This is a genomic window from Vibrio sp. CUB2, assembly GCF_001557945.1.
Classification (GTDB): Bacteria; Pseudomonadota; Gammaproteobacteria; order Enterobacterales; family Vibrionaceae; genus Vibrio; species Vibrio owensii.
On record NZ_LNRB01000001.1, the window covers coordinates 182,333 to 208,424 of the forward strand.

The 26,092-nt window shown below is 45.3% G+C and carries 29 protein-coding genes; 16 read left to right on the top strand and 13 right to left on the bottom strand.

The features are described 5' to 3' along the window. Nucleotides 1–27: 27 nt before the first annotated feature. Entirely contained in the window at nucleotides 28–267 is a 240-nt protein-coding gene (locus ATB78_RS00845; RefSeq protein ID WP_020194687.1) for a YdcH family protein, read from the bottom strand. A gap of 233 nt (nucleotides 268–500) precedes the next feature. Here ATB78_RS00845 and ATB78_RS00850 point away from each other — a divergent pair, with 233 nt between their 5' ends. Next, nucleotides 501–1,304: an SDR family NAD(P)-dependent oxidoreductase gene (locus ATB78_RS00850; protein ID WP_038895599.1), complete on the top strand. Its 804-nt coding sequence runs from the start codon at nucleotides 501–503 to the stop codon at nucleotides 1,302–1,304. Between the two features lie 326 nt (nucleotides 1,305–1,630). Next, nucleotides 1,631–2,503 carry a radical SAM protein gene (locus tag ATB78_RS00855; protein WP_061007539.1) on the top strand — a complete coding sequence of 291 codons (873 nt, stop codon included), beginning with the start codon at nucleotides 1,631–1,633 and terminating at the stop codon, nucleotides 2,501–2,503. Between the two features lie 63 nt (nucleotides 2,504–2,566). Here the strand turns inward: ATB78_RS00855 and ATB78_RS00860 are convergent, their stop codons facing one another. Beyond that, entirely contained in the window at nucleotides 2,567–3,481 is a 915-nt protein-coding gene (locus ATB78_RS00860; protein WP_061007540.1) for a LysR family transcriptional regulator, read from the bottom strand. A gap of 105 nt (nucleotides 3,482–3,586) precedes the next feature. Beyond that, the gene (locus ATB78_RS00865) at nucleotides 3,587–4,456 is read right to left on the bottom strand and encodes a GyrI-like domain-containing protein (RefSeq protein WP_061007541.1); all 870 of its coding nucleotides are present in this window, start codon (nucleotides 4,454–4,456) and stop codon (nucleotides 3,587–3,589) included. 130 nt (nucleotides 4,457–4,586) lie between these two features. On the opposite strand from ATB78_RS00865, the gene ATB78_RS00870 reads away from it, so the two are divergent. Next, nucleotides 4,587–5,735 (top strand): PLP-dependent aminotransferase family protein, encoded by a 1,149-nt coding sequence (locus ATB78_RS00870; protein ID WP_061007542.1) that lies wholly within the window; start codon nucleotides 4,587–4,589, stop codon nucleotides 5,733–5,735. Nucleotides 5,736–6,172: 437 nt separating this feature from the next. After that, nucleotides 6,173–7,201, top strand: a complete 1,029-nt coding sequence (locus ATB78_RS00875; protein ID WP_061007543.1) for a hypothetical protein — start codon at nucleotides 6,173–6,175, stop codon at nucleotides 7,199–7,201. 127 nt (nucleotides 7,202–7,328) lie between these two features. Here the strand turns inward: ATB78_RS00875 and ATB78_RS00880 are convergent, their stop codons facing one another. Together ATB78_RS00880 and ATB78_RS00885 are read right to left on the bottom strand one after the other, a co-directional pair. Beyond that, nucleotides 7,329–7,655 (bottom strand): DUF4156 domain-containing protein, encoded by a 327-nt coding sequence (locus ATB78_RS00880; protein ID WP_009706294.1) that lies wholly within the window; start codon nucleotides 7,653–7,655, stop codon nucleotides 7,329–7,331. Nucleotides 7,656–7,734: 79 nt separating this feature from the next. After that, nucleotides 7,735–8,199, bottom strand: coding sequence for a hypothetical protein (locus ATB78_RS00885; RefSeq protein ID WP_061007544.1), 465 nt, complete (start codon nucleotides 8,197–8,199; stop codon nucleotides 7,735–7,737). Between the two features lie 242 nt (nucleotides 8,200–8,441). Here ATB78_RS00885 and ATB78_RS00890 point away from each other — a divergent pair, with 242 nt between their 5' ends. Beyond that, a complete protein-coding gene (locus ATB78_RS00890; RefSeq protein WP_061007545.1) occupies nucleotides 8,442–9,149 on the top strand; it encodes a hypothetical protein in 708 nt (235 codons plus the stop codon). A gap of 61 nt (nucleotides 9,150–9,210) precedes the next feature. Here ATB78_RS00890 and ATB78_RS00895 read toward each other — a convergent pair whose 3' ends face one another. Next, complete coding sequence (locus ATB78_RS00895) at nucleotides 9,211–9,639, bottom strand: VOC family protein (RefSeq protein WP_061007546.1); 429 nt, start codon at nucleotides 9,637–9,639, stop codon at nucleotides 9,211–9,213. Nucleotides 9,640–9,891: 252 nt separating this feature from the next. Here ATB78_RS00895 and ATB78_RS00900 point away from each other — a divergent pair, with 252 nt between their 5' ends. Both ATB78_RS00900 and ATB78_RS00905 read left to right on the top strand, forming a co-directional pair. Continuing rightward, nucleotides 9,892–11,472, top strand: a complete 1,581-nt coding sequence (locus ATB78_RS00900) for a DEAD/DEAH box helicase (RefSeq protein WP_061007547.1) — start codon at nucleotides 9,892–9,894, stop codon at nucleotides 11,470–11,472. 212 nt (nucleotides 11,473–11,684) lie between these two features. Continuing rightward, complete coding sequence (locus ATB78_RS00905) at nucleotides 11,685–12,071, top strand: hypothetical protein (RefSeq protein WP_020194677.1); 387 nt, start codon at nucleotides 11,685–11,687, stop codon at nucleotides 12,069–12,071. Between the two features lie 96 nt (nucleotides 12,072–12,167). On the opposite strand, the gene ATB78_RS00910 is transcribed toward ATB78_RS00905, so the two are convergent. Beyond that, the gene (locus tag ATB78_RS00910; protein ID WP_045384003.1) at nucleotides 12,168–13,061 is read right to left on the bottom strand and encodes a LysR substrate-binding domain-containing protein; all 894 of its coding nucleotides are present in this window, start codon (nucleotides 13,059–13,061) and stop codon (nucleotides 12,168–12,170) included. 431 nt (nucleotides 13,062–13,492) lie between these two features. Here ATB78_RS00910 and ATB78_RS00915 point away from each other — a divergent pair, with 431 nt between their 5' ends. Further along, nucleotides 13,493–13,867 carry an MmcQ/YjbR family DNA-binding protein gene (locus ATB78_RS00915; RefSeq protein ID WP_039977147.1) on the top strand — a complete coding sequence of 125 codons (375 nt, stop codon included), beginning with the start codon at nucleotides 13,493–13,495 and terminating at the stop codon, nucleotides 13,865–13,867. A gap of 5 nt (nucleotides 13,868–13,872) precedes the next feature. Beyond that, nucleotides 13,873–14,415, top strand: a complete 543-nt coding sequence (locus ATB78_RS00920) for a nucleotidyltransferase family protein (RefSeq protein WP_061007727.1) — start codon at nucleotides 13,873–13,875, stop codon at nucleotides 14,413–14,415. Nucleotides 14,416–14,422: 7 nt separating this feature from the next. On the opposite strand, the gene ATB78_RS00925 is transcribed toward ATB78_RS00920, so the two are convergent. Then, complete coding sequence (locus ATB78_RS00925; protein WP_009706305.1) at nucleotides 14,423–15,346, bottom strand: LysR family transcriptional regulator; 924 nt, start codon at nucleotides 15,344–15,346, stop codon at nucleotides 14,423–14,425. 120 nt (nucleotides 15,347–15,466) lie between these two features. On the opposite strand from ATB78_RS00925, the gene ATB78_RS00930 reads away from it, so the two are divergent. The 4 genes from ATB78_RS00930 to ATB78_RS00945 all read left to right on the top strand — a co-directional run bounded on the left by ATB78_RS00930 (nucleotide 15,467) and on the right by ATB78_RS00945 (nucleotide 19,234). Beyond that, a complete protein-coding gene (locus ATB78_RS00930) occupies nucleotides 15,467–16,135 on the top strand; it encodes an SDR family oxidoreductase (RefSeq protein WP_061007548.1) in 669 nt (222 codons plus the stop codon). 100 nt (nucleotides 16,136–16,235) lie between these two features. Further along, nucleotides 16,236–17,423, top strand: a complete 1,188-nt coding sequence (locus tag ATB78_RS00935; protein ID WP_061007549.1) for an MFS transporter — start codon at nucleotides 16,236–16,238, stop codon at nucleotides 17,421–17,423. 79 nt (nucleotides 17,424–17,502) lie between these two features. Continuing rightward, nucleotides 17,503–18,132, top strand: a complete 630-nt coding sequence (locus tag ATB78_RS00940) for a GrxB family glutaredoxin (protein WP_061007550.1) — start codon at nucleotides 17,503–17,505, stop codon at nucleotides 18,130–18,132. A 10-nt stretch (nucleotides 18,133–18,142) separates the two neighbouring features. Further along, the gene (locus tag ATB78_RS00945) at nucleotides 18,143–19,234 is read left to right on the top strand and encodes an alkene reductase (RefSeq protein ID WP_061007551.1); all 1,092 of its coding nucleotides are present in this window, start codon (nucleotides 18,143–18,145) and stop codon (nucleotides 19,232–19,234) included. Nucleotides 19,235–19,284: 50 nt separating this feature from the next. Here ATB78_RS00945 and ATB78_RS00950 read toward each other — a convergent pair whose 3' ends face one another. Both ATB78_RS00950 and ATB78_RS00955 read right to left on the bottom strand, forming a co-directional pair. Then, on the bottom strand, nucleotides 19,285–19,932 hold the full coding sequence (locus tag ATB78_RS00950) for a M15 family metallopeptidase (RefSeq protein WP_005439236.1): 648 nt from the start codon (nucleotides 19,930–19,932) through the stop codon (nucleotides 19,285–19,287). Between the two features lie 125 nt (nucleotides 19,933–20,057). Continuing rightward, on the bottom strand, nucleotides 20,058–21,500 hold the full coding sequence (locus tag ATB78_RS00955; protein WP_061007552.1) for a glutathione synthase: 1,443 nt from the start codon (nucleotides 21,498–21,500) through the stop codon (nucleotides 20,058–20,060). 195 nt (nucleotides 21,501–21,695) lie between these two features. On the opposite strand from ATB78_RS00955, the gene ATB78_RS00960 reads away from it, so the two are divergent. After that, on the top strand, nucleotides 21,696–22,217 hold the full coding sequence (locus ATB78_RS00960) for a DUF2058 domain-containing protein (RefSeq protein WP_005439241.1): 522 nt from the start codon (nucleotides 21,696–21,698) through the stop codon (nucleotides 22,215–22,217). A gap of 71 nt (nucleotides 22,218–22,288) precedes the next feature. Here ATB78_RS00960 and ATB78_RS00965 read toward each other — a convergent pair whose 3' ends face one another. Together ATB78_RS00965 and ATB78_RS00970 are read right to left on the bottom strand one after the other, a co-directional pair. Further along, the gene (locus ATB78_RS00965) at nucleotides 22,289–22,738 is read right to left on the bottom strand and encodes a YHS domain-containing (seleno)protein (RefSeq protein ID WP_061007553.1); all 450 of its coding nucleotides are present in this window, start codon (nucleotides 22,736–22,738) and stop codon (nucleotides 22,289–22,291) included. A gap of 84 nt (nucleotides 22,739–22,822) precedes the next feature. Then, nucleotides 22,823–23,215: a ribosome recycling factor family protein gene (locus tag ATB78_RS00970; protein WP_061007554.1), complete on the bottom strand. Its 393-nt coding sequence runs from the start codon at nucleotides 23,213–23,215 to the stop codon at nucleotides 22,823–22,825. 186 nt (nucleotides 23,216–23,401) lie between these two features. Here ATB78_RS00970 and ATB78_RS00975 point away from each other — a divergent pair, with 186 nt between their 5' ends. Beyond that, nucleotides 23,402–23,836 carry a DUF6795 domain-containing protein gene (locus ATB78_RS00975; protein ID WP_020194661.1) on the top strand — a complete coding sequence of 145 codons (435 nt, stop codon included), beginning with the start codon at nucleotides 23,402–23,404 and terminating at the stop codon, nucleotides 23,834–23,836. Between the two features lie 3 nt (nucleotides 23,837–23,839). On the opposite strand, the gene ATB78_RS00980 is transcribed toward ATB78_RS00975, so the two are convergent. Continuing rightward, nucleotides 23,840–24,706, bottom strand: a complete 867-nt coding sequence (locus tag ATB78_RS00980; RefSeq protein WP_009706318.1) for a LysR family transcriptional regulator — start codon at nucleotides 24,704–24,706, stop codon at nucleotides 23,840–23,842. Nucleotides 24,707–24,813: 107 nt separating this feature from the next. Here ATB78_RS00980 and ATB78_RS00985 point away from each other — a divergent pair, with 107 nt between their 5' ends. Beyond that, entirely contained in the window at nucleotides 24,814–26,070 is a 1,257-nt protein-coding gene (locus ATB78_RS00985) for an adenylosuccinate synthase (RefSeq protein ID WP_005439252.1), read from the top strand. Nucleotides 26,071–26,092 lie beyond the last annotated feature (22 nt).

Genomic DNA, 26,092 nt, shown 5'->3' on the forward strand with positions numbered 1-26,092 from the left:
CGCCATCAAAGACACTTAACGGGTCAATTAAGCGTTCATAATTTTTGAGTAAAGCCAGTCTTTTAGCTCTGCACGGTTATGTTTCATCGTGTTCATTTCGTGGTCGTCGATTGGGCTTCCTCGCAATTCTAGTTGGCGTATTTCCTTGTCGAGCGTGTTGTAGTTTTTAGCGTTTTCAGCAAACGTGGCGTCATCTGCCGTAAGTTGAGTAATGGTATCCAAATGTTCTGGGAATTCATGAGTTAATGAGTGATTTTCACCTAACATAGAGACCTCTTTGGCTGAGTACATTTCAAGTTAAATAAGCTGCTCAAATCTTAAGCAACACTTAAAATAACCATAGCATTTCATGAGCGGTTAATTCGTCGTATCGCCCACAAAAAGACTAACAAATTCATTTTCAATATTTTCTATAAAGTGTTTCCCTCACTCTCCTAATAGTCGAACGCCAAAGATGCCACTATGATTGTTGCATATCGAATTTAAAAGGAATCTCAATTATGCAAAAAATCATCCTGATTACTGGTTCTACAGACGGCATTGGTTTAGAAACTGCAAAGATGTTAGTGGCAGATGGTCACCACGTAATTGTTCATGGCCGTAACGAAGCAAAGGTTCAAAACGTAGAGCAAAGCTTGATTGAGATGAACGCTGGCAAAGTGGAAAGCATCGTTGCTGACCTATCTTCAGTCAAAGCCGTGAAACAGATGGTTGCGGAAGTGGCAGAGCGCTTTGGCAAACTGGATGTGATCATCAACAACGCTGGCGTGTTCGCGACACCTAACTCAAGAACTCAAGAAGGTCTTGATGTGCGCTTTGCCGTTAACACCATCGCGCCATACATGCTGACAAAAGAGTTACTTCCACTACTTGGCAACACAGGTCGTGTTGTAAACCTATCTTCTGCAGCACAAGCACCAGTGAGCATCGAAGCCTTGATGGGCGATAAACCATTGTCAGACGGTGAAGCTTATGCTCAAAGTAAACTGGCTCTGACCATGTGGTCACGCGTTATGGGATTGCAGTTGAAAAACGTCGGCCCGATGGTGGTTTCCGTCAATCCAAAATCATTCCTTGGCAGCAAAATGGTGAAAGACGCTTACGGTATCGCGGGTAATGACATCAGTTTGGGCGCAGACATTCTAATTCGTGCTGCACTATCGGATGAATTTGCTCAAGCACATGGTTCGTACTTCGATAACGACATTGAAGCTTTTGCCGCTCCTCATCGTGATGCATTGAATGACACCAAATCACAACAAGTGGTAGACGCGATTGAAGCAGTGATTGCCAAACTCGCTTAATTCCACACGGTTGATTTCTATTAAACACCTAGCTTCGGCTGGGTGTTGTTGTTTTTAGGTACTGATTTCTGTGTATTGGTTTCTGTGTACCAGTTTCTAGCGTTTCTGTTTCTCACGTTTCTGTCTCTGCGCTTATAAAACTGCCACCATTGCTCATTTTCAATAAAATCTAAAAACTCATTCGATATAAAGGCTAATTATCAACAAACCTATCTCTTGTTAATCTTCAGCCATCGGGAAAAGCGCCAGACTCAAACGCGTTCGTTCCCATTATCTTTCGCGAGTGATGACATCGAATCATCCCGCTTTTAACTGGAGATCCAACTATGAACTATGAGGGCAAAGTTTACCGACCATGGCCGGAATACCGCAGCATCTTAATCCAAACCACATTGGGTTGTAGCATCAACACCTGCACGTTTTGCAGCATGTTTGATGACAAACGCTTTAAGGTACGCCCTATTGAAGACGTGTTTAAAGACATTGAAGAAGCACGCTTGAACTACCCACAGGTAGAGTCGATCTTTTTGATTGATGGTAACGTTATGGCGGCACGTACGGATTACTTGCTTAAGATCTTCGACAAACTGCGTTCAACCTTTCCTGAATGCAAAAAGATATCTCTTTACAGTGGATTGAACGATTTCCGCCGTAAAACCATTGCTGAATTGAAAGAGCTAAAAGATGCGGGTTTAGACATGGCCTATTCTGGCCTTGAATCTGGCGACCGCGTTGTTCTTGAGCGCATTAAAAAACGCATGTCACCAGAGCAAGCGATCGAGGGCATGGCAATGGCAAAAGAAGCTGGCATTGAAGTGTTGCTGTCTTTCATCTTTGGCCTTGGCGGACGCGAACGTTCAAAAGAACACATTATTGCGACAACAGACATCTTGAACCAAATCAATCCTGAGCAAATCGCTCCGATGGCACTTGCGATTCAACCAGGTACGGTAATGGAACAAGAAGTAAAGAATGGCGAGTTCATTATGCCAACTCAACTTCAAGTGCTTGAGGAAGAGAAATACCTACTCGAAAACTTGAACATTGATACCTTCTACTGGGGCGACCATGGTAACAACATCGTTCCACAAAAAGGTTGGTTGTTGGATTCACGCGAGGATTTTCTGAGAAACATCAATCACGCGATTGCATCTAACCCAATGGCAAAAGACAACGTTATCCAGACTTTCTCTTGGTAGTCGTTCTCTCTCCCGCTAGATAAGCACAATAAAAAACGCTTTCCGATTGGAAAGCGTTTTTGTTTATTTCTGATGGGTAGCCAGTTCGGTTTCCCAGTATGGTGGCTGCCCGTAATACTCGGCAAAGTAATCAATAAAGGCACGAACCTTAGGTGCGATCAAACGTGAGCTAGGGTAAACCGCCCAAATGCTGGCGTTCATCACCAATGGATAGTCTTCCAAGATTTCAACCAATTCACCGGCTTGAAGCTGTTTGTAGACACTCCAAATCGAGTTAATCGACACACCAAGCCCATCGATACAAGCATCACGCATCGCATCGCCGTTATCGGTTCTAAAACTGCCCGAAGCGCGCATCGCATAATGACCATCTGGGGTTTCAAACACCCAATTCTCCAATCCCATTAGCGTCACGCATTCATGCTCAGCAAGTTCTTGCGGTGTTTTCGGCGTTCCGTGCTTTTCTAAATACTCTGGTGAAGCGACAATGATGCGACGATCCGGTGCTAATTTGCGTGCCACCAGCGTTGAGTCTTTCAGCTCCGCAAGACGAATCGCGACATCGAACCCGCCTTCAACCATATCAATAATGGAATCGGAGAAACGAAAATCTACCGTTAGCTCCGGATAAGCCGCCATAAAGCCTTTGAGAGCAGGCACAAGATGCAAACGCCCAAACGACGCTGGCGCTGTAACTCGAAGCGTGCCAGTTGGCGCACTATGACCTACTCCGACCGCACCTCGCGCCGCTTCTACCGTTGCAAGCACTTCTTCTGCGTGTGGCAAAAATGCCTGACCTTCTTCCGTTAATGAGACCTTACGTGTGGTTCGGTGCACAAGGCGAACGCCTAGCCCTTCTTCCAACTTATTGATGTGGGCACTGGCAACGGCTGGCGATAATCCAAGCTCTTGTCCTGCCATGCTGATGTTGTGCGTTGATGCCAAACGAACGAAAAGCTTGAGATGTTCTATATTCATTTCATTTTCAACTTATTCTATAAAGTCCGACGTCAATGTCGGGCATTTTCATCTGACACAATAGTAAAGCATTGAACGTGAAGCAAAGCTTTTTAAGAGAAATTGTTAGAAGAAACTGATAGGCAAGTAGAAATCTAATTCAAACGCTTCTTCATGATTTAAAAAGTGGTTTTGATAATAATGCACATATGCAGGAGTCGAGCGTTGCTTAAAGCCCGAGTTTGGCAGCCATTTCTCCAACACCATACTGATTTGAGGAAGCAACTCACCATACACACCAGTCAACCTGAACACCGCATGTAAGCCACCCGGAATGGTCATCTGATTCACTACGCCGCGATACTTAAGCGGTTTATCAATGGCCATGCACGCCACATAACGACATTTGTCCAACTCAACCCAAGCCGGGTTGGAATGATGCAAACCATATTGCGTAGAGAAGTCTCGGTTCTCTGAATTAGCCCATGCTTTTAACACCAACCAAGCATTGCGAATAGAACGGTTGTAGCCTTCATGACGAACATAAGCAGCAAAACGCTGTGGCACTTCAACAATCTTTGGCTCAGGTAAGGTACGCTCCGCGACTCGATGGTACCCCGCCGCTACTTCTGGATCTTTGAGATACGGCTTTTCCGCGACGTGCAAATCATGCTTACGCCAAGCACCAGGGGACATATCAAACGTGGATTTAAAGGCACGGCTGAATGACGATACAGAACTGAAACCACACTTGTTAGCAATCTCTAATACCGACGATTTGGTATCGAACATCAACTGGTTTGCTGCGTATTCCATTCGTGTGCGACGGATGTATTGATGAATCGACTCCCCCACCACATCTTTAAAAATACGGTGGAAATGCTGCTCAGAATACGCTGCTACATCGGCTAGCTCTTTAGCGGATAATTCTCTGCTAATGTCTTGGTGAATGTAGAACAGTACGTCATTGATTCTGGAAACTTGTTGCTGACTCATAATTTAGCGTTTGATTTAAATAGCATAAATGGACATGTTTAACAGCATAGATGGACACACTTAAGTTAGCAAATCCCATGTACTATCTTCTGAATAAAACCAAAATTAAAAAATACGAGAAACACAACACATGGAAATCGCACAGTCACTACAACAAGTAAAGTCATCGTACATTCGAGAGATCCTCGCTGCCGCTAGCGATAAAAACGTCATCTCGCTTGCTGGCGGTTTGCCAGACGAGAAGACCTTCCCAATCGACTTAATGAAGCCGACGCTTGAAAACTTGGCCAACATGCCAGAGGTGTTCCAATATGGTTCAACCGCAGGCTATGGACCGCTGCTGAACTTCCTAAACGGTTACTTCAAGCTGCCTGAAACACACACCGCGATGATCACCACTGGCTCTCAGCAAGGTTTGGATTTGATTGCTCGTGCTTATGTGAATCCGGGTGACAAAGTGGTAATGGAAGCCCCAAGCTACCTTGGTGCGATGCAGGTGTTTGGTTTGGTTCAAGCAAACATCGTTACTGTTTCTCAAACTGAGTTCGGTCCAAACCTTGGAGAGCTAGAGCAGTGCTTCGCAGAGCAAAAGCCGAAGATGTTCTATGCGGTGCCAGATTTCCATAACCCAACAGGCGTATGCTGGGCACTAGAAACGCGTCAAAAGGTTGCAGAACTTTGTATTCAATACAACGTGGCTTTCATCGAAGATGCTCCGTACCGCGAGCTGCGTTTCTCTGGTGAAGCTTTGCCTTTGGTTTCTGATTTCTGTCCACAGAATTCTATCGTACTGCGTTCATTCTCTAAGATTGCATCACCAGGTCTTCGTATCGGTGTGGTTACGGGTAAAACTAGCTACCTAGAACCGCTGATTAAAATCAAACAAGGTGCCGATCTGCACTCAAGCGTACCGATGCAAGCCCTACTGCACGGCTTGCTTCAACATGACAACTTCGAAACCCACATCAGCACCATTTGTGAACTGTACAAGTCTCGCTACGATGTGATGTATGCAGAGCTAGAAAAACAGCTTCCATCAAGCTGCGTCCTCAAGCCTGTTGATGGTGGTATGTTCGTGTGGGTAGAGATCCCAGAGTGCGATACCTTTGAGCTGGCAAAATCACTGCTTGCGAACGGCGTGGCTGTTGTACCGAGCCCTGTCTTCTACCCAGAAGGTTCTGAAGTGAAAGCGGCACTGCGTCTTAACTTCACCAATGCAACACCAGAAGAATTAAAAGTGGCGGTAACACGCTTAGCAGACGTACTCAACGCGCTGTAATAAAAATTACACCTTAAAATCCAAATACCTGCCTTTGAGATGCGAATTAAGTCTCAAAGGCAGCGTTTCAAAAAGTTCCCAAAAAAATTTATTTTTTTCTCTCAAAATCAACTCTCTACGTTAAGTGTCTGTTTTCGCTTGATCCTCGCACTGTCGCAAAAAATAGATCTCGATCACGGATTTGAAGCCTTGAAAAGTTACGTCTATCTTTCAGAAAAAAGACATCGACCTTGCAGCATCATCTGCGAATTCAAACACTTTTGATCGTGACGGCTTATCACTATCGAAAGTCGAGCTGAAACCATCAGCAATGCAGTCTTGTGAAGATGAACGTGGCGAGGACGCAATTACAACCATTCTGAATGTCGCTATACCAATCCGCGATTGGACTTATACACGTCGGCTTAGCGCATCATATTACAGAGGGGTTTATCAGGATGAACAATCGACCATCGAAAGGACTCGTCGTAACTGGCTTGTCCGCCATGCTTTCTCTCGCTGCGATTCAAACCGCACAAGCGAGCAACTCACCAAACTGTAGCGACGTATTAGCCGGCAACAAAACTGCCGCGTCGCAGAAAATGACTGTCTTACTGGGTGAAGACATCACCCAATCTAACCTCGTCACGACGGTTGTTCCGGCAAAAAACAATCCGTTTGTGACCGAAGAGTTAGTATCAGTTTCAAACGACGTATCACCCAACGGTTTACTGCCGAAGAAATCATTGGAAGAGATCAAGCAAGTTCGTGACAACATTGAGAAAGCGGGCATTGAAGTCAGCAAACTCCAAGGTACGTTTGAAGTGGCGTTTGTCAGCCTAATCGACGGTCATTGCCAGTTCTCTACCAATAAGCTTACCACTAACGCGAAGATCGACTTCGACCACTTAGAAGGGTTGTCTGCTTATTCTATCCCTGCGCTACTCGCTATGGTTGATAAATCTTATGCGATGGCAGAAGCTCGAATTGAAGAAGAAAAAGCGCGTGTTGCGGAAGTTGAGCGCGAGAAAGAACGACGAAGAGAAATGGCAGCTGCAGCGGCGGCCGCTCGTTACCAAGACGCGAACGTACTTGTTCGAGTTGAGAAGTTTGATGGTTCTAACGTCACCTTCTCAGTGACTAACTTAGCCTCTGACGGCGAGTTACAACCGAACTTTAATACCTTCAGAGCGTATCAAACCGACAAGGGCGAGTTGATTTACAAATCCGAATCTTTGTTGAGCTTGGTCGATCAGGAGGGTAATGGCCTAACGACGATTGGTATCGCTGAGCTTGGCCCACAAGCGGGCAAAGATTTGACCATTTCTCCAGGAGAAACTCGTCAGTTCATTACCAGTATCGAATCAGAAGTCGCACCAGAGGCTAAGCTAAGCCTAGAGTTCCCGGCAAAAGTTCTGAACACGGATGACGCTTTCTCTTTGTCCTTTACGGATTCAGTTGCGATGGCGACTGCAGGGCTGAACTAAATAGCTGAGCTGAACAAGTCGTAGGGCAGAACTAACTAGCAACCACGGGTGTCCCTTGTCGTTCCTTGCTATGCCTTGAAGGCAAATACTAAAACGAAAAAAGCAGACATTAACGTCTGCTTTTCTTTTAGTTCTGACACTGATACGCGTTAGCGAACATGGTCACTGAGCTTGAGAAACCAAGTGGTTGATACAAGTAAAGCGTATCTGCCCCTAGCTCTGCTGCTTTAATGCGCATTTGGTTTAGTGTGCCCCAAACCATGTCTTTGTCTGCATGAAGCCAGTAATCATAAAAGTGGCCTTCTGAGCCCATTACTGTGCCTAGGTGCTGGCAGTTTGCGATTGCGTTTACATCATCCCAAATCACTTTCACTTGCTCAGACTCTTGCGTTGGGAAGGTCACGCAGCCAGTTAACAACGTTGCTAATGCTGCAGCAGTCATTAACTTTTTCATAATTTCTTCGCCTTAGAATTAAATAGTCTGCGGATTCTATTTATCACCCAGACGATGACCAACAAATTATTTTTATGCTTTACATAACAGCCTGTTTAGGTGCTTTTGTTGGTCGTTTTAATGCCCTTGCATCTCGAATATTCAACGTCATCAAAGTCAAATTGATGAAGCCAGCAAGTAACTCCGCGATTTGAACCACATAGAAAGTGGTATCAAACCGCCCAAGTTCCGCTAAGTGATGAAGGTAAATGGCTGATGGAACAAGAATCAAGACGCCGTTCAACGCAATGAAAGGCATGCGCTTTTTCTTTGCAGCTAATGGGCCTTTCTTTACATTCGGAGCCATCTTAGACCCAGTAATACCAGCTGCCGCCATTAAAGGTACTACTGCCCAAATCGCATAAGAAATATAGGTTTTGACGAACAAGATAGCTTGGTGATCACCAAATAATTCAACCAACACGGTGCTAATAAAAAAGCTCATGATGAGCAGATAGGCACTGATAGAGCTGAGTCGATGAGCTAGGCTGAGTGACTTTTTCATAGCGATATTCTCTTTTTTGATTTGATGTAAGTAGCGGTACAAAATAAAGATTACACAACAATCATTGCATGCGCAACATTTGCATTTAAAACAAATTGTAGACCTGACTCGATATTTGCGCCTGAAAGTTTTAACTTAATGTTTTTAATGAACATTCACTTTCAAACAAAAACAGAGTTGTGATTGGATTTTGTGAAGGAATTGGAGTAAAACTGAAGGGTAGATGAAAAAAGGAACTGAATTTGGCTTCCAAAAATAAACTGATCCGCTATCAATCCACTGAAGTCGCAGATGTTTTCAGTAAAGAAGATGAGCTGATCAAACTCGTGCGGACGGATCAACTCTCTCAAGTCTTATTGTTGTGGCAAGTGAAAAGCCCAACGCTCGTCCTTCCTGCGGGAAAGAAGTGGCCTATTTCAGACGAGCTTGAACAAGGCCTTGAAGAGACGAACTGGAAGCTATTCTCTAGAAAAACTGGCGGCGCACCCGTACCTCAAGTTCCTGGAATCATTAATCTATCCCACATCTATCATTGGCCAGAAGGTCAGCCATACGATATCAAAAAAGCGTATCTCGACTTATGTTCTGTCCTAGAGGTTTTCTTTGAACAACTTGGTGTGAAGGTTGATGTGCACGCAACACCCAACTCCTATTGTGACGGGGACTACAACCTAAACATCAATGGACAAAAAGTGGTGGGAACCGCACAACGAGTTTTACTGAAGAAAGGCGGCGGGCAAGTGGTGCTCTCTCAGGCCTGCATTCTTATTGATGCGGATGTAGAAAAGATCGTTGAACCTGTGCAGTTATGTAATCGCCTTTGCAGGCATAACGATGATATTCGCGGCGACGTGCACACTCCCCTATTCAATCACATAGATGAAAGGCCAGATACTGACGCGCTGTTCCAACTGCTAACTCAAGCCTTTTTGGATCACGCCAAGCACTAGCCTCACTCTTAAGAGCAAGGTATACGCTCTATGCCTTGCTCCATCCTTGATTCAATAAATGCTATTGAGTGTAATCATTTCGCTCGCTGTCTTTGTCTGATAGATACTCGACAAACTCAAACTGCATCCCATGATCTTCCAAGTAATAGACGTTTTTACGAAATGGGTGTTCCGCGCCCCAGTGGTCAAGCTCATAACCCACTTCTTTTAATCGAGCGACGAGCGCATCAACATCAGGAACGACGATGCCGAGGTGCTTCATGCCAGTAAAATGTGTCGTCCAATGCCTAGCATCGCCATCTCCACCATCGGAGATCGCAATGTAAGAATGCTCATCTCCGACATGAAACCATTCGATGGGACGTCCAAACCAGTCATCAAGCTTACCGCTGCCACGGATTGTCCACTCTGGAATAGCAGTCGTTAAAAATTCAATGGTTTTGCGCGCATTTACGACGGAGATATTGGCGTGTTCAACATAGCTTTTCATAACGTTGTTCCTTGTTAATTTGGGTTATCGTTTTAGTTTTCCTTTTGCTTGTTAAACACTCTAAGACCTCAAGCAAACTTGAGGTAAAGACTGCATTTTAACGCTGTCGTGAGAAATGAGATCTGCTTCAAAAAATTATCCATGACAGAAATAGTTGAAGCTAACGCTTAAAAGCCTCAGAATGTCGCACTTTTCGCGTCGTACATAAATTCGACGCCTTGTTATCTAACTCGACAATTGAGAATCATACATATGGGTTTTACCTCGTTAGGTCTATCTGCTCCAATCCTTAAAGCTATTCAGGAAAAAGGCTACGACACCCCTTCGCCAATTCAGGCACAAGCAATTCCAGCTGTTTTGGAAGGGAAAGACGTGATGGCAGCAGCACAGACTGGTACAGGTAAAACGGCAGGCTTTACGCTTCCGATTCTTGAACGTCTGTCGAACGGTCCACGTGTACGCAGCAACCAAGTCCGCGCATTGGTGCTCACACCAACTCGTGAGCTTGCTGCTCAGGTGCAAGAAAACGTGTTCATGTACAGCCGCCACCTACCTCTAACGAGTGCAGTGGTATTTGGTGGTGTGAAGATCAACCCGCAAATGCTTCGCCTTCGTAAAGGTGCGGACGTATTGGTTGCAACACCAGGTCGCCTATTGGACCTATACAACCAAAACGCAGTGAAGTTCGACCAACTAGAAATGCTGGTTCTGGACGAAGCAGATCGCATGCTAGACATGGGCTTCATTCGCGACATTCGCAAGATTCTTGATTTACTGCCTAAGCAGCGTCAGAACCTTCTGTTCTCTGCGACTTTCTCTGATGAAATCCGCGATCTTGCAAAAGGTTTGGTAAACAATCCTGTTGAAATTTCAGTTAACCCTGCAAACTCAACAGCACGCACTGTAGAACAATGCATCTACCCAGCAGACGTGAAGAAGAAAGCGCCAATGCTGGTCAAACTGATCAAAGACGGTGATTGGAAACAAGTATTGGTATTTACCAAAACAAAGCATGGCGCAAACCGCTTAGCGAAGTTCCTAATCGACCAAAAGATTACAGCTGCAGCAATTCACGGTAACAAGAGCCAAGGCGCACGTACTAAAGCACTGGCTGACTTTAAGTCTGGCGAAGTTCGAGTGCTGGTTGCAACCGACATCGCTGCACGCGGTATCGATATTCCTCAGCTTCCTCAGGTGGTTAACTTTGAGTTGCCAAAAGTAGCTGAAGATTACGTTCACCGTATCGGCCGTACTGGTCGTGCTGGTGAAGTGGGTAAAGCGATTTCTCTAGTGTGCGCACTTGAAGCATCAGAGCTGTTTGCGATTGAACGTTTGATTCAACAGCTGCTTCCTCGTAAAGAACTGGAAGGCTACGCACCAACGAACGTATTGCCTGAGTCGAAGCTAGATACTCGCCCGATCAAGCCAAAGAAACCGAAAAAACCTAAGAAGCCAAAGGCAGAAGGTGAAAACGGTCAAACTGCTGAGAAGAAAAACAGCGGCGGAAACAACAAACCAAAGCGTCGTTTCAACAGTGACAACAAAAACGGTAAAGGCGAAAACAAATCAGGCAAAGGCGGCGCTGGTAAGCCAAAAGGCAACCGTGACGGTCAAGCTCGCTCAAACGGCAAGCCAAGTGGTAACAAGCCGAATAACAACCAGTCTGGTGCGAACAAACCGGGCGCAAATAAAAACGGTAACGGTGGCAAACCATCAGGTAACCGCAAGCCTAACAACGGCAAGCCCGCAGGCGCAAAGCCTTCAAACGGTAAACCGTCAGGCAACAAGCCATCAGGACAACGTCGCAAGCCACGTCCGCAAGTAGCTAAGTAATTTGATACCGAATTAAAACGACAAAGCCGCTGACAATCTCAGCGGCTTTGTTTTATCTGCCATCTAGAGAAAACCGCGACCTTTTTCGCTTTCTTTCCTCAAATCATAAAAACCTGTGACTTTCCCCTCTATATTATTCACAAGACAATTGATTATCAGACTTTAGAAGTGATATTCATATGTATGCATTTAACTGATGAGAGGTGTTGTCAATGATTTCTGCACAAGATTTTCAAATTAAGCAATCCCAGTTTTCCTTTAAACAAGATCATTATCTTTTGGAAAAGATAAAAGGAATACGTGTAAAAACGAACACATTTAAAGACCATGCCTTACGTATCCTTTGCATCGGAACAATAGTCTCAAGCGTCGTTTGGATGGTTTGCCCTGAATCACTTGGAGCTTTTACCGCCCCTTTTGCCTTCGTTGTGGGCATAATTGCTGCCCTCAATTCAACAAAAAAATACGAGCTACAAATTGAATTCCAACATGTTGATGGAACTGGCTTACAGTGGGTATCCGTAGCTAAGAGCAGCAATCAAAAAGTCAAAGACGTCTTTAAAGAACAAGTCATTAAAGTAACAAGCCAGCTCAGTTAATCAAATAACTAGCACCCAAAGGCATGTTGGGTTATCTCAAACAGCCCGTCGTTTGACCTTATCATTCCCAATGAAAATAAACTTAAAACTAGCAAGTTACTTAAAAGAAAGCTCTTTCATTAACCAAGCTTTAAAAGCACTGATACGCAAAGAGCGCGAAGACGAAGGGTCATCAATTACCGAGTAACGAACACCTGGCTTTAAACCAATATCAAAAGGTTTCACTAGCATCCCTCTTTCAATAAAGTCGGCACAAACACTATCTGTTGCTAAGCACGCCCCGTGACCAGCTACCACAGCATTGATTCCCATATCAAAGGTGCCAACCTCCATCCACTGAAGTCTGTCTTTTTGAGTATCAACGTTGGCAGCTTTAAACCACTGCTCCCAATTGAATGCCTCTGAGTGAAAGTCAATCAGCCAACAACGTTGTAACTGCTCAGGGTGGGTAAACTTAATTGATTCAGCAAGTTGTGGAGAACAGTAAGGATAGATTTCTTCTTCAAATAACGTCTTTTGCTCCAACCCTAAATCGGTTGCATCTCCATCGCCTTGCCAAATTAGTACATCGGTCTCAGTGTGTCTGATATCCATGGTGTGGAGGTTTTGCATTCTGATAGGAATATGTGGGTACTCCATTGTAAATTTCCATAGCCTTGGCATTAGCCAACGAGTAGAAAAAGAACGCGGAGCACTAACATTCAACACGCCTTCTAGCGGTTCATTTTGAATTCGATTTAGGCCTGTAATGATGTTTTTGAAACCATCATTAACGTGTCGATGAAGAATTTGCCCTTTATCCGTCAGATGCATTTCACGTCCACGTCGAATGAACAGCTTGCAACTCAAACGTTGTTCTAACTGCCTCAACTTTTGGCTTATCGCTGCCTGAGTGATGCAAAGTTCCTCAGCCGCTTTACTGTAGCTTTTTAGTCGAGCTGCAGATTCAAAGTAATGAAGCGCTGAAAGATAGCGAAGTCTATTGTCCATAATCTCTACTTATAATACTTGTAATAAATCGTTGTTCGTAATGGAGCTTTGTTGGTTCGATAATACTGACATCAAATGGTCGAACAAGGAAATTCAATTGAAGAACATATTGTTAAAAGCTCAAAAAATAGCATCTACACTATTGAATAAATTGAATTTAATTAAAAAACCAATATTGAGAGGTATTACATTAACGACCTCAGCAATCACGTAAGAAAGGATATAGGAGTCCAATCCTACGAGGAGAAAAGTTCACATTACTCAAATTATCTATAATGTAAAATTATTTAAATTTCACTCTACCTGAGTTAAAGCAAAAAGTTCAGACAGAATCCAACCTTTAAAGCTTTACAATGAATCGTGATACATCAAGACCAATCAACCTGTGCTAACCTAGCCAACACCGTAATTCTCATAAGTTAAGGTTGACCATGACATACGATGAATTTAATCAATTCTGCGGCTCATTCGCTGCCACTTCCCATGTAGTTCAATGGGGTGATGCGCATGTTTGGAAAGTCGGTGGAAAGGTGTTTGCTATTGGTGGCTGGAGTAAAGACAAGCAGCCTGCATTTACGTTTAAGACTTCCCCTTTAAACTTCGATTTTTTAAGTGATTATGAAGGCTATATTCCTGCCCCTTATTTCGCAAACCGTGGCATGAAGTGGATTCAACAAACAGAAACCTCCGGACGCCTAGACGAAGAGCTAAAGTACTATTTATCAGAATCTTATCGATTGGTTGCACTTGGCTTGAGTAAGCGAAAACGCGATGAACTAGGCATTGAACTGCCACCAGCAAAGTAATGCCGATGCTTGAAGATAAACTTGCTCAGTTGTTGGCAGAAGATCCACTTCGCATTCAAGCATTGGAGTGTGTTCGAGCACTGGCTTTACCAGATTGCTACATTGCTGCGGGCTTTGTACGAAACCTAGTTTGGGATCACCTTCACCAAAAGCACAATCCAACACCATTAAATGATCTTGATGTGGTTTATTTCGATCCGAATGAGTTGGACGAACAAACCTACCTCAAATACGAAGCTCAACTAAACGCCTTAATGCCAGAGCTCAACTGGCAAGTGCGCAATCAAGCAAACATGCACATAAGGAATGGTGATAATCCTTACCAAAGCACCTTAGATGCAATGAGTTACTGGCCAGAAAAAGAGACGGCGGTTGCGGCCAGATTGAACGAAAAGAACCAGATAGAATGCTTTTCAGCGTTCGGATTTGAGTCTTTGTTTGAAGGCCAGATTACTTACAATCCCAAGCGAACATTAGTGCTGTTTCAATCTCGGGTAGAATCCAAAAACTGGCTAATCACATGGCCTCAATTACGGGTTGCCGTCTAAGTCTTGCTTATTCCGGAAACTGGCTATGAAAACGCTCAATCAAGAAGTCCAAAAACAAACGAAGTCGCTTGGGTTGATATTGGCGACTCAGGTAAATCACATTCAAATCTGCGCCTGCAGAAGAGGTCGATGCGTTGAAGTTCTTCATATAGCCATTTAACACCGTCACTAAACGCTGCTGTTTGATGTCCTCTTGTACATCGAGAATCGATTTCAACGCAATCCCCGCCCCATCTAATGCCCATTGACGAATCACTTCACCATCATCAGAAAAACGCTTCGGTACGACAGTAACTACATTGTGCTGCTCTTCATCTTGAAAGTGCCATGTTTTCAACTCTTCATTGCTGCGAACCATGGCTAAACAATCGTGCTGTGCTAAATCTTGTGGCGTGATCGGCGTGCCTTTCTTTGCCAAATACTGAGGAGAAGCACAAAGCACTCGGCGACTGGACGCCAGTTTGCGAGAGATAAGGTTGCTGTCGGCTAGCTCTCCATATCGGATAACAATATCCAAACCGGACTCCGCCAAGTTGGATAAGTTATCGTTCAAATACAGATAAGGGATCACATCAGGATAGAGCTGACTAAATTCCGACAGTATTGGCGAAATGTATTGCTTACCAATATCACGAGGAGCCGAGATTTTAAGTGTGCCGCGCACTTCTTTGGTGCCAGTTTGGAGTAAGTTCTCCGTCTCTTTGACGCTGTCGATGATTTCCAAGCATGCCTGATGGTACATAGCGCCAGAGTCCGTCAGTGAAATATGCCTTGTACTTCGATTAAGTAATTTCACCCCATAGCGATCTTCCAGCGACTGCAATCTTGCCGTTACTGTTGCTGGCGATAAGCCGAGCTCTCTACCAGCCGCTGCCAGCCCTTGGTTCTTCACTATGCTGACAAACAGCGTCATATCCGAAAACTTGTCCACATTCCCTCCAAAACCTCATTATTCGACTGGGCTGAATAATCAATTCAAATATTACCCAATTATCAAATTTCTTCCAATCAATATACTGGCTCCAACGAAACAAGATTGGAGAAACAAATCATGAAAACAGAAAAAACTGTCTACGTCGTACTCGGTGGCACATCAGGTATTGGTGCTGAACTTAGCCAACAACTTGCAAGCGACAATGCGGTTGTCCACGTAGCAAGCCGCAAAACAGGGTTAGACATCAGCGATGAACAGTCGGTTTACCACTACTTCGAAACCATTGGTGCTTTTGACCACCTGATCGTCACAGCAGGTTCTTATGCTCCGGCAGGTAAAGTGATGGACGTGGAGGTTTCCCAAGCAAAATACGCTTTTGATACCAAGTTTTGGGGCGCAATCAACGCGGCGAAACATGGCGCACGCTACATCAAGAAAGGCGGCTCAATCACGCTAACGTCTGGCATGTTGTCGCGCAAAGTTGTTGCTAACACCTACGTCAAAACCGCCATCAACGCGGCTATTGAAGCAACCACGAAAGTACTGGCGCAAGAATTGGCTCCTATCCGAGTGAATGCGGTCAGCCCTGGTTTGACTAAAACTGAGGCGTATCAAGGCATGAACGAAGACGACAGAAATGCCATGTTCAAACGCTCACAAAATAGCTTGCCCGTAGGCAAAGTTGGTGAAGCCAGTGACGTTGCAAAAGCTTACTTACTTCTGATTGAAAACAGCTACATGACTGGCGCCGTGATTGATGTTGATGGTGGCGCACTGCTTGGCTAACAACACACGCTTAGCTAACCGCAAATAAAAACAAGGTGCCAGAGCAATAAAAAAGCATGGCACCAATGGGTTCAAACGAAATAAAAAAAGAGACTCCCCCATGAATAAAGAAAAAATGCCGCTGCAGGTATGGATCTTAACGCTTGCAGCTTTTGCTATCGGTACCGCGGAATTTGTTATTGCAGGAATCCTTCCTCAAGTCGCCAACTCTTTGTCCATCACGGAAGGGCAAGCGGGTTATCTAATCAGTGCCTACGCGCTTGCCATTGTGTTTGGCGGCCCGCTACTTACGATTTACTTGGCACGCTTTAACAAGAAAGCCGTACTGGCTGGGCTAATGGTGCTGTTTATTCTCGGCAACGTATTGTCCGCTTTCGCACCTAACTACTTTGTGTTGATGGTCAGCCGAGTGATCACAGGTTTGGTTCAAGGTCCTTTCTACGGCATCGGAGCCGTGGTCGCGACCAACTTGGTTTCAGAAAAGATGGCAGGCCGTGCGGTCGGACAGATGTTCGCAGGCCTAACACTGGCCAACGTTTTAGGTGTGCCTGGCGGTACTTGGATTGGCTTGCAATTCGGCTGGCACACCACTTTCTTAACCGTTGCCGCTTTTGGTTTAGTGGCTCTGTTCTTCATCACTTCAGTGATCAAATCGACTGGTCATGGCGAAGCAAAAGATGTCAAAGCGCAATTGGCTGCGTTCAAAAACCCAATGCTACTTATCAGCCTTGCGATCACCGTATTTGCTTGGTCGGGGTTTATGACTTTGTATGGCTACATCGCCCCTATCGCCATGCACATCACTGGCTTTGGTGAAAGTGCCGTGACTTGGATTCTAGTTATCGTTGGTGTCGGTCTGATTGTCGGCAACACCATGGGTGGTCGTTCATCAGATAAAAACCTACAAAAAGCGTCCATGTTCTGGGCTATCGCGATGATTGTGTCACTGGTACTGGTCGGCCTAGCTGTCGACAGCAAAGTTCTGTTTATTGCCACTGCCTTTGTATTTGGTATTGCGTCATTCGCTAACGTGCCAGCAATGCAGCTTCGAGTAATGAACCACGGTGGTGAAGGTCAAGAGTTAGCAGCGACGGCAAACATCTCTGCGTTCAACTTAGCCAATGCCTTTGGTGGTTTCTTAGGCGGCATGGTGCTCGATAGCCAAATGGGCGCAGGCATGATCCCTTACGCAGCCATCATTGTTCCACTGATTGGTTTGTTATTCATCGCCAAGGCGAACCGCAAAGAAAGCAAACAAACCGACTTAGCGCCAAGCTTCAACAACTAATTTCATCCCTACTGGTAGCCCTGACTTAACGTCTCCCGAACAAGCGGGGCTACCCAATACAAATCATCAGGAAAACACTATGAAACTTTACATTTACGAACATTGCCCATTCAGTGCTCGCGTCCGCTATGTTGCTGGCATGCTGAATATCCAACTCGATGTCATCAATATTGCTTATGACGACGACAAAATCACAACAGACCTGATTGGAACCAAACAAGTACCACTTCTTATCAAAGACAATGGTGAAGCGATGGCAGAAAGCCTAGATATCATTGCTTACTTCCTTGAACTGGCTACATCAAGTGAAACAAGTCACCCATCTCAACAAGCGCTAGATTGGCAAAAAATCGCGTTTCTTCCACTGCAGAAGGTGGGTTACCCACGTTGGTCAAACATGGATTTACCAGAGTTTGCCACTCAGTCTGCACAGCTCGCTTGGCGCGCGAAAAAGGAAACGGAAGCACTCAATTTTGACGCACTTCTGCAAGACACACCAAACATTGCCAAAGAGGTAGAAGCGCTCATCGAACGTGCGAAAAGTGTGTTGAATCTCGATTCCTACCAGCATGTGACGTTGGTAGACGAAGCGATCTTATTTTCTATTTTGCGCGGTTTCTTCAGTGCCGCAGAAATCCAATGGGACAACATCGTGAAAGATTGGATGGAATCGGTAAGCAACAAAACCCAAGTACCACTACTTAAGTAAGGAGTCGATCATGAGCAAGCTATTTGAACCAGCACAGCTAAAACAACTGGATCTACAAAACCGTGTAGTCATGGCACCAATGACCCGAGCGCGCACCAGCCAACCGGGAAATATTCCAAACCAAATGATGGCGACTTACTACAAGCAGCGCGCTAGCGCAGGCTTAATCATCTCTGAAGCCACCCAGATTTCAGACGATTCGCAAGGTTACTCGTTCACACCAGGCGTCTACACTGATGAACAAGTGGCTGGCTGGAAAACCGTCACTCAAGCAGCAAAAGAGCAAGGCGCAGCGATGTTTTGTCAGTTATGGCATGTTGGCCGCGTATCACACCCTACATTCCAAAAAGGCGAACAGCCTATTGCCCCATCAGTACTAAAACCGGTAGAAACCCAAGTGTGGATTGCCGACGAACAAGGCAATGGCAATATGGTCGACTGTGTAGAGCCACGAGCGATGACTCAAGCCGATATTGACCGTGTAGTGAGTGATTTCGCCCATGCCGCGAAACGTGCGATTGAAGCAGGCTTCGATGGTGTCGAAATCCACGGCGGTAATGGTTACCTGATTGACCAGTTCCTACGTACCAATTCAAACCACAGAACTGATAACTACGGCGGAACTCGCGAAAACCGACTTCGCTTTCTGTTAGAGGGGGGCGATGCGGTGAGCGAAGCCATTGGTGCCAACAAAGTGGGAGTACGACTCGCGCCATTCATCACTTTCAAGGACATGAACTGCCCAGACATTGTGCCAACCATCCTTGATGCATCGAAACAACTTCAAGCTCGTGATATTGCGTACTTGCACCTATCTGAAGCGGATTGGGACGACGCACCAGTGATTCCAGAAAGCTTCCGCATCGAACTGCGCGAATACTTCACCAACACGATTATCGTCGCTGGCAGTTACACCCAAGAGCGTGCTGACGAGGTACTTGAGAAAGGGTATGCGGATTTAGTCGCGTTTGGACGCCCGTTTGTTTCTAACCCAGACTTGGTGGCACGCTTACAGCACCAACAACCTCTGGCAGAACTGGATGGCTCCACACTCTTTGGTGGTCATGAACAAGGCTATACGGATTATCCGGCACTTGGTTGAGAGTGAGAGGAATCAAGGTGCGAGTATTTTCAGCTCGCATCTTGTAACAACTAATCTATTGGTGAATATAGCGCATGGGGCATTTCTTTTACTGCTGCCCAGTACTTATCACCATAAGACCAATGCCACCATTCAAACGGGTAGTTAACGAATCCCGCTTTTTCCATGCAGCCGAATAAAAGAGCACGATTACGAGTTACTTCTGCTGAGATTTCTTTGCAGAATGAATAACATTTCCCCTCGGAAACAACGGGGTCATCATCGTAAGCACAGCCTAAATCTAGCTCTTTGCCAAATGCATCGACCAAAGAAACATCCACAGCGCCACCTGTAGGGTGACCGGCAACTTCCGGTGGAGCAATATACTGTGCTGCTAGCTCTCTAATTGAATCAGAGGATTGATGTACATTTTCTTCTAGGCAAAATAGCTTTATTAACCGACGGTTGAAGATAAAACGCTGAAACACAGCTGGACGAAACGTTTCTTTAATACTTAAGAACACACCTTCTGGTAGATATTCTGCAGCCTCTATCAAACGTTCAACAACACTTTCTCTAGCTCGAAACTCATTGTTGTACCCAAGCTCAACCTCGTGATCGAGTAATAACTTAGAAGGAGGTAAATGCGTCATCGCTTCACCGTTTTCCAAAACTAAAATATCGGTGACGCGCTTATCTACCAAACTTAAGTATTCCACTCTCGGTACTCCTTACCTATTGGAATGGTTATGCCTCAATTGTTGGATTGCATTGTAGCCATGGGGAGAAGCGTATCAACACAGTTTTATAAGGTTTGTGTCAACTCATCCAGTTATGTGATACATCAATCCACCAGCACTAAAGAATCTAAGATGCCTTTGCCGCTGTGGATGCCACCTTCGTTTTCACTGGCTGGTTTACTGCGAATCAAATAGCCCGCGTAACCATCCAATTGCGTTACAGGTTCACCTTGATAGTGCGCCGTGAATAAACCAATTTCACTCACAAGGTCCGTCACCACGCTCTGCTTTGCATCACGCACTGCAATCGTCGGTATTTCTCTTTCATGCGGATACAAACGCTGCATCAAAGCCCAAGCACTGTATTGCTCTTGTGGCAGTCGACTCAGTTGTTTCGCTATATCTTCACCAAAGATACAGTGACCACCGCCCTCGCCTTGGTTTTTCAATACCCATGCGTCTTTGTTACCAGAAGCAGCAAACCATTTAATCGTGTCAGTGTTAATTGGCTTCATCTCTGCCAATACGCTTTTGACCAACTCGGCTTCTTCAAGATTGAGTCCCCAGCGCTGATACTCACTTGCCGGCATCATAGTTAACAGCATTTGCATTGATTTACTGGTCGCTAACTGTTGACTAATGGTCGCATTCATCGCTACGTAGTGCTTTTCCATGAACAAACGAGTCTGGCTCAAGGTGTGGCAACAGATTGGTTCATTCAGCTCCGGTGAGAAGTAGTCCATATATTGATAGCCCGCACGTAAGTACACAACATCAAGACCGCCGATATTATCTAGCAAGAGGCGTTGTTCGTCACCGCTCGATAACTGTGAACTTAACTGCTCAAAGGTACGTCTTACTGTGCGAACGCCAAGCTTCTGCAATTCCACTTCGAGTAAGTGTTGGTCATACACATTGTCTTCGTTTTTCTGCACCACCATCAAAAACGTCGGTGCGCCCTCTTCATTAAAATGCGCTTTGACTTTTCTCGCGGCAGTGGCAATACCAAGCGCAAGTTGCTGCATGCCTTGGTTATCGGCTGGCGTTGCCGTTTTATCTTCTAACCATTGTTGGTAAACGCTGCCCCACTGAGAGCTCAAAAATTGATGCAGCTCTGTGGCACGCTGACCAAACGGCGCCATCCCAGCCGCGATGCCATTGAACTCGATCACTTTCGCACCGTGTTGACGATCATCCATAAAGTCGGTTCGCATTAACAACAACGGTTGGCGCGCAGCTTCATGGTGAACCTCTTTATGCAGCTCCAATAAACGCTCAAAGAAAGTATCGGCTTTGCCTAGCTCGGCTAAGGAGGTTTGCAGGAATTCATAATCTTCAGACACATGACTGATCAGCTTGGCGATTAACGGCGTCACTCTCTTCAAATGTGCGAACACATCACGCTCTATCGTCATTGGCGCAAAGCTAAAAGGACAGTGTCTTGCGGTGTTATCTGCTTGACGAAATGCCACACCGTGCATGATTGCCCACTCACAAGCTTCTTCAATCACTTGTTGCGGGATGATTTGTTTGTCTGAGGTACTCATGGTTTTGCTTCAAAATTTTTCGCCTAATGTACTTAAGACGCTGGAAGTTGCAATAAGACGCACACTTTCTCGATTTATTTTTCGTTTTTTTGCTCAACAAAGCGCCGAGTCATATCCCGCCATATGTTTAACCCTCTTTCTTTGCGGCGGATGACTGGTTAAAATGCACAAAATTGCGCACTAACTGGATAGATCATGGCAAAACTTACCCTTCAAGAGCAGATGCTAAAAGCAGGCTTGGTTAACGAGAAAAAACTGAAGAAAGCGAAAAAAGGCTCTAAAAAATCACGCGTTCAAGCTCGCGAAGTAAAAGCGGCAGTTGAAGAGAACAAACGTCAGCAGTTAGAGCGTGACAAGCAATTGAGCGAGCAACAAAACGCAGAACGCTTGAACAAAGAAATCAAAGCACAAATCAACCAACTGATTGAAATGAACAAGGTTGATTTGAAAGATGGCGACATCAAGTACAACTTCACACACGGCACTTTAGTGAAATCTTTGTACGTTGAGTCAGAGATTCGCGAACAGCTGATCAAAGGCATCTTGGCCATCGCGATTGTTGGTGAAAGCTACGTTGTCATCCCACGTGGTGTAGCAAACAAGATTGCTCAACGCGATGAATCAGTGATCATCGAACAGAAAGAACCAGAAGCGGATATCCCGGCAGAAGATGACCCGTACGCAGATTTCGTCGTACCAGACGATTTGATGTGGTAATGCTCCACTTTGTGAAATCCACAATCAAAAAAGGTCGCTGTAATCGCGACCTTTTATCTTATCGGACTTCGTTATTCTGCAAGTAACTTCGGCCAGTTTTTATCCCCGCTCGCAATGTTACCCGGAATGTCCTGTTGCCAAGAGGCTTGAACGGATTGGCTGTAGTTTAGGTAGAGCTTTCCATCGTGAATATTCCACGCATTAGGATCTATCTTGGCGGTGTAGCCTTTGCTCACTGCCCAAGCACAATAGCCGCCATATTGCGGTGCAAATTTCTCCGGATTTTTCACGAATGCATCTCGATTTTCAGCCGATGAAAAGTACCATTTGGCATCATTCCAACGATAAGTGAAATCGCTGTCACCTTTGACTGGTTTTGATTGAGTGAAGTAGGCGACAGGGTCGTAACCACGAATCGCTTTACCGAGAAAGTCGCTATAAACAGGATCAAGAGCGAAAGCTGGAAGCGTCAAACTCCCCCAAATGAAGAACACACTCAACAGTTTCAATATCAGCTTCATAACCTTCCCTCTCTACGTTATCCGATGTTTGATAATCAATCGCTTACCAGTATAGACAGGGAATAAGAGAAGAAACTTTCAGGCTTATAGCATCTCTGCGTCGAAACGTGCCGTTCGAGCTTGGGCGATGGTACAGTTGGTTTCCGACATTAGCTCCGCCAAGGTAATGTTTGGGTTCTCCAAGACCAATCGAATCAGCTTGGCTTCCAAAGGTTCAAGCTTATCGCTGTGCTTAGCCAGGCCAACTTCCATTTTGTTTATCACAAATCGCATCGGCTCAGACTCTTCTGCTTTGATATGATCGAGAAATGCTTTCAAATCCAAAGCCTCACCAGCAATTTGCCAATTACGCGAGCGTCGTATGCGCTTCATTTCGCACTTCTTCTCAGCCGCTATTGCTTTAGCTCGCTTAGCGTGATCGCCACCAATTCGGTGAATCAAAGATGGTAGAGGGATGGAGATAATGTTGTCAGTCATCACAATAGTGGCATGGTTAATTTCGTCACCTATGATAAACAGCTCGCCTCATTTTTTCATCGAGAAAACCTAATCGTTTTCAAAGCGTGGTGATTTTGGTCGAAAATACGAGGTTTATGCTTGCTCACTCAATAGACTTTAAAGATTCTGACACCTTTTATATTTCAGCGAGAGGTGACATGAGAAATGAAAGGTGTCTTAAGCCCTTATATATCTGGCTATCTGCGTTTAAATGGCAAGCCCGTCGAGGGCATCAACATAGAAAGAACGATTGTTTTCAACGGTGTTGTATCCGACTTGACGCAATCTGATGCCGAAGGACACTTTGTTTTTGAAGCTGTACTATTAGATTCCAAACACCAACAACATTCTTTGCAAGATATTCGAGTGAAGCTGGATCTGAGTACCGAGTTTCAAGGTGATGAAGTGACGATATGGCAATCAAAGGTACACTCATTTCACCCTTCTCCCCTTCTGTTCATTTCTCTTGAAAGCTTGACCTGTAAATTGGACGCCCCACTCAAAGTCTTCACTTATCCGACAACACAAACGGAACCAGTCACCAATGAAATCTATAGTGTTTGCGACCTAAATGCGCTTACTTTCGAAGAGCTTTATTAGGGATTACCCCACTACAGACACATTCTCAGCTACCCATTTTAGGAGTTGTTTTGCGGCTTTAGACAGCACTTGGTTTTGGCGAACAATATAGCCAAAATCGGTGTTGGGGAAGCTGGGTAACGGCGTCACTTTTCGTGAGAGTTTCAATCTTGGATCGAGTGAGAAGTCCGGCACAATTGCGGTTCCGAATCCGGCTTCTGCCCAATCAATTTGTGCCTCTACACTGCCCACTTCCATGACTCTATGTTTTGGCAGGTTTAGCTCTGGCAGAGACGCGTCAATCAGCTCACGCGTTCGGGTATCATGACCGAGCAAGATAAGTGTTTGGTTCTCTTCGCTATTATCTCGCCAATCGAAAATGTTATCGCCAAAAGCACACCAATGAATCTGGGTCAGCGACGTAAAGTGCAGTGGTTGACTCTCTTTCTGCGCAATAACAAAACCGATGTCAGCACGAGCACTTTTTACCAAATCCACCGCTTGCGATGAAGTGGTGTTGAACAGCGCTAAGTCGATACCGGGATATTCGTTTTTGAACTGCTGGAATGGTTTGATAAGTAACAGGCGCGAGACAATATCACTCGCCGCAATCGAGAGCGTTCCTTGCGTTAAGTCATTAATGGCATTGAGATCGGATTGGCAGATTTGCAGCTCATTCAACATGTGCTCGGCAGTGTCTAATAATCGCTTACCGGCCTGAGTCAGCTGTACTGGGTTGCGTTCAATCAACTTGGTACGAGTGGCTTGTTCTAGTTGCTTGATGTGAAGGCTGACATTTGGCTGCGTCATGTGCAGTTCAATCGCTGTTTTTCCGAAATGTTTCACTTCTGCCAAGGTGACAAAGGTACGTAACCAGTTCAAATCCAACATAGAAAATTACCCGATATGACTTTCTTATCAAGTTAATGAGTATAATTAATTTCTCTTATTCATGCGAGCATCCTAAGATTTTCCGGTCTGTTTTTGGAGAATGAATTATGTCGTCTATCGTTGTTGTGGGTGCAAACTGGGGTGATGAAGGCAAAGGCCGCATCGTTGACTTTTTGGCAGAGCAAGCTTCTGCAAGCATTCGTTTCCAAGGTGGTAACAACGCGGGTCATACCGTAGTTAACGACCTAGGTACGTTCAAGCTGCACCAGCTACCAAGTGGCGTTTTCAACCCTGACTGTTTGGCAGTTTTAGGTCCGGGTATGGTTATCAGCCCTGCGTCGCTGTCTGAGGAGATTGCGGAAGTCGCGGAAGCGGGTGTTAAAGTGAACATGTGCATCTCTGATCGCGCAACACTGTGTCTACCTCTACACGCACTAGAAGATACGCTAGAAGAACAACGCTTAGGCGACAAAGCATACGGTTCAACTCGTCAAGGTATTGCACCTGCATACGGCGACCGTGTGATGAAAAAAGGCATCCTAGTTGGTTGGTTGAAACAACCAGAAGTTCTAGTAGAACGCATCAAGTTCTGGATGGACTGGAAACTTCCACAACTACGTGCACTTTACCCAACGTTCGAATTCGAGCAAACCGCTGAAGAAATGGCGAACTGGTTGCTAGAAGTGTCTGCACCTTGGCGTGATGCTATCTGCAACGTAACGCTGCCGCTAAAAGAGCTGCAAGCAAAAGACCAAACTCTACTGTTCGAAGCACAGCTAGGTGCGGGCCGTGACCTTGTTTACGGTGAGTACCCATGGACAACATCTTCAAACGTTGTGTCTATGTACGCAGGTATCGGTAGTGGTCTTCCTGCTCTGCGTCCAGAGCGCGTTATTGCAGTAGCAAAAGCGTTCAGCTCATCGGTAGGTACTGGTACGCTAATCACGGCAATGGAAGAGCAAGATGCATTCCGTGAACTTGCGGGTGAATTCGGCGCAACAACAGGTCGCCCACGTGACATGGGTTACTTTGATGCAGTAGCGACTAAGAACGGCGTTGAGCTTCAAGCAGCGACTGAAATCGCACTGACCAAAGTAGACTGTCTGACTGGTCTTAAAGATCTAAAAATCTGTGTTGGCTACGAGGGCGAGCACAGCGAAAACCCAATTTGGCCTCAAACGGCGGCACTAGCGCCAATCTACGAGAAGATGGAAAGCTGGAGCGAAGACATTACTGGTTGTCGTAAATTCGAAGAGCTACCAGTTGCGGCACAAAAATACGTTCTACGTATTGAAGAACTAATGGGTGTACCAGTGAAAATGGTATCGGTTGGTCCTGGTCGTGAACAAATGATTATGCGCTAAGACGTAAGTAGTACGTCTATTG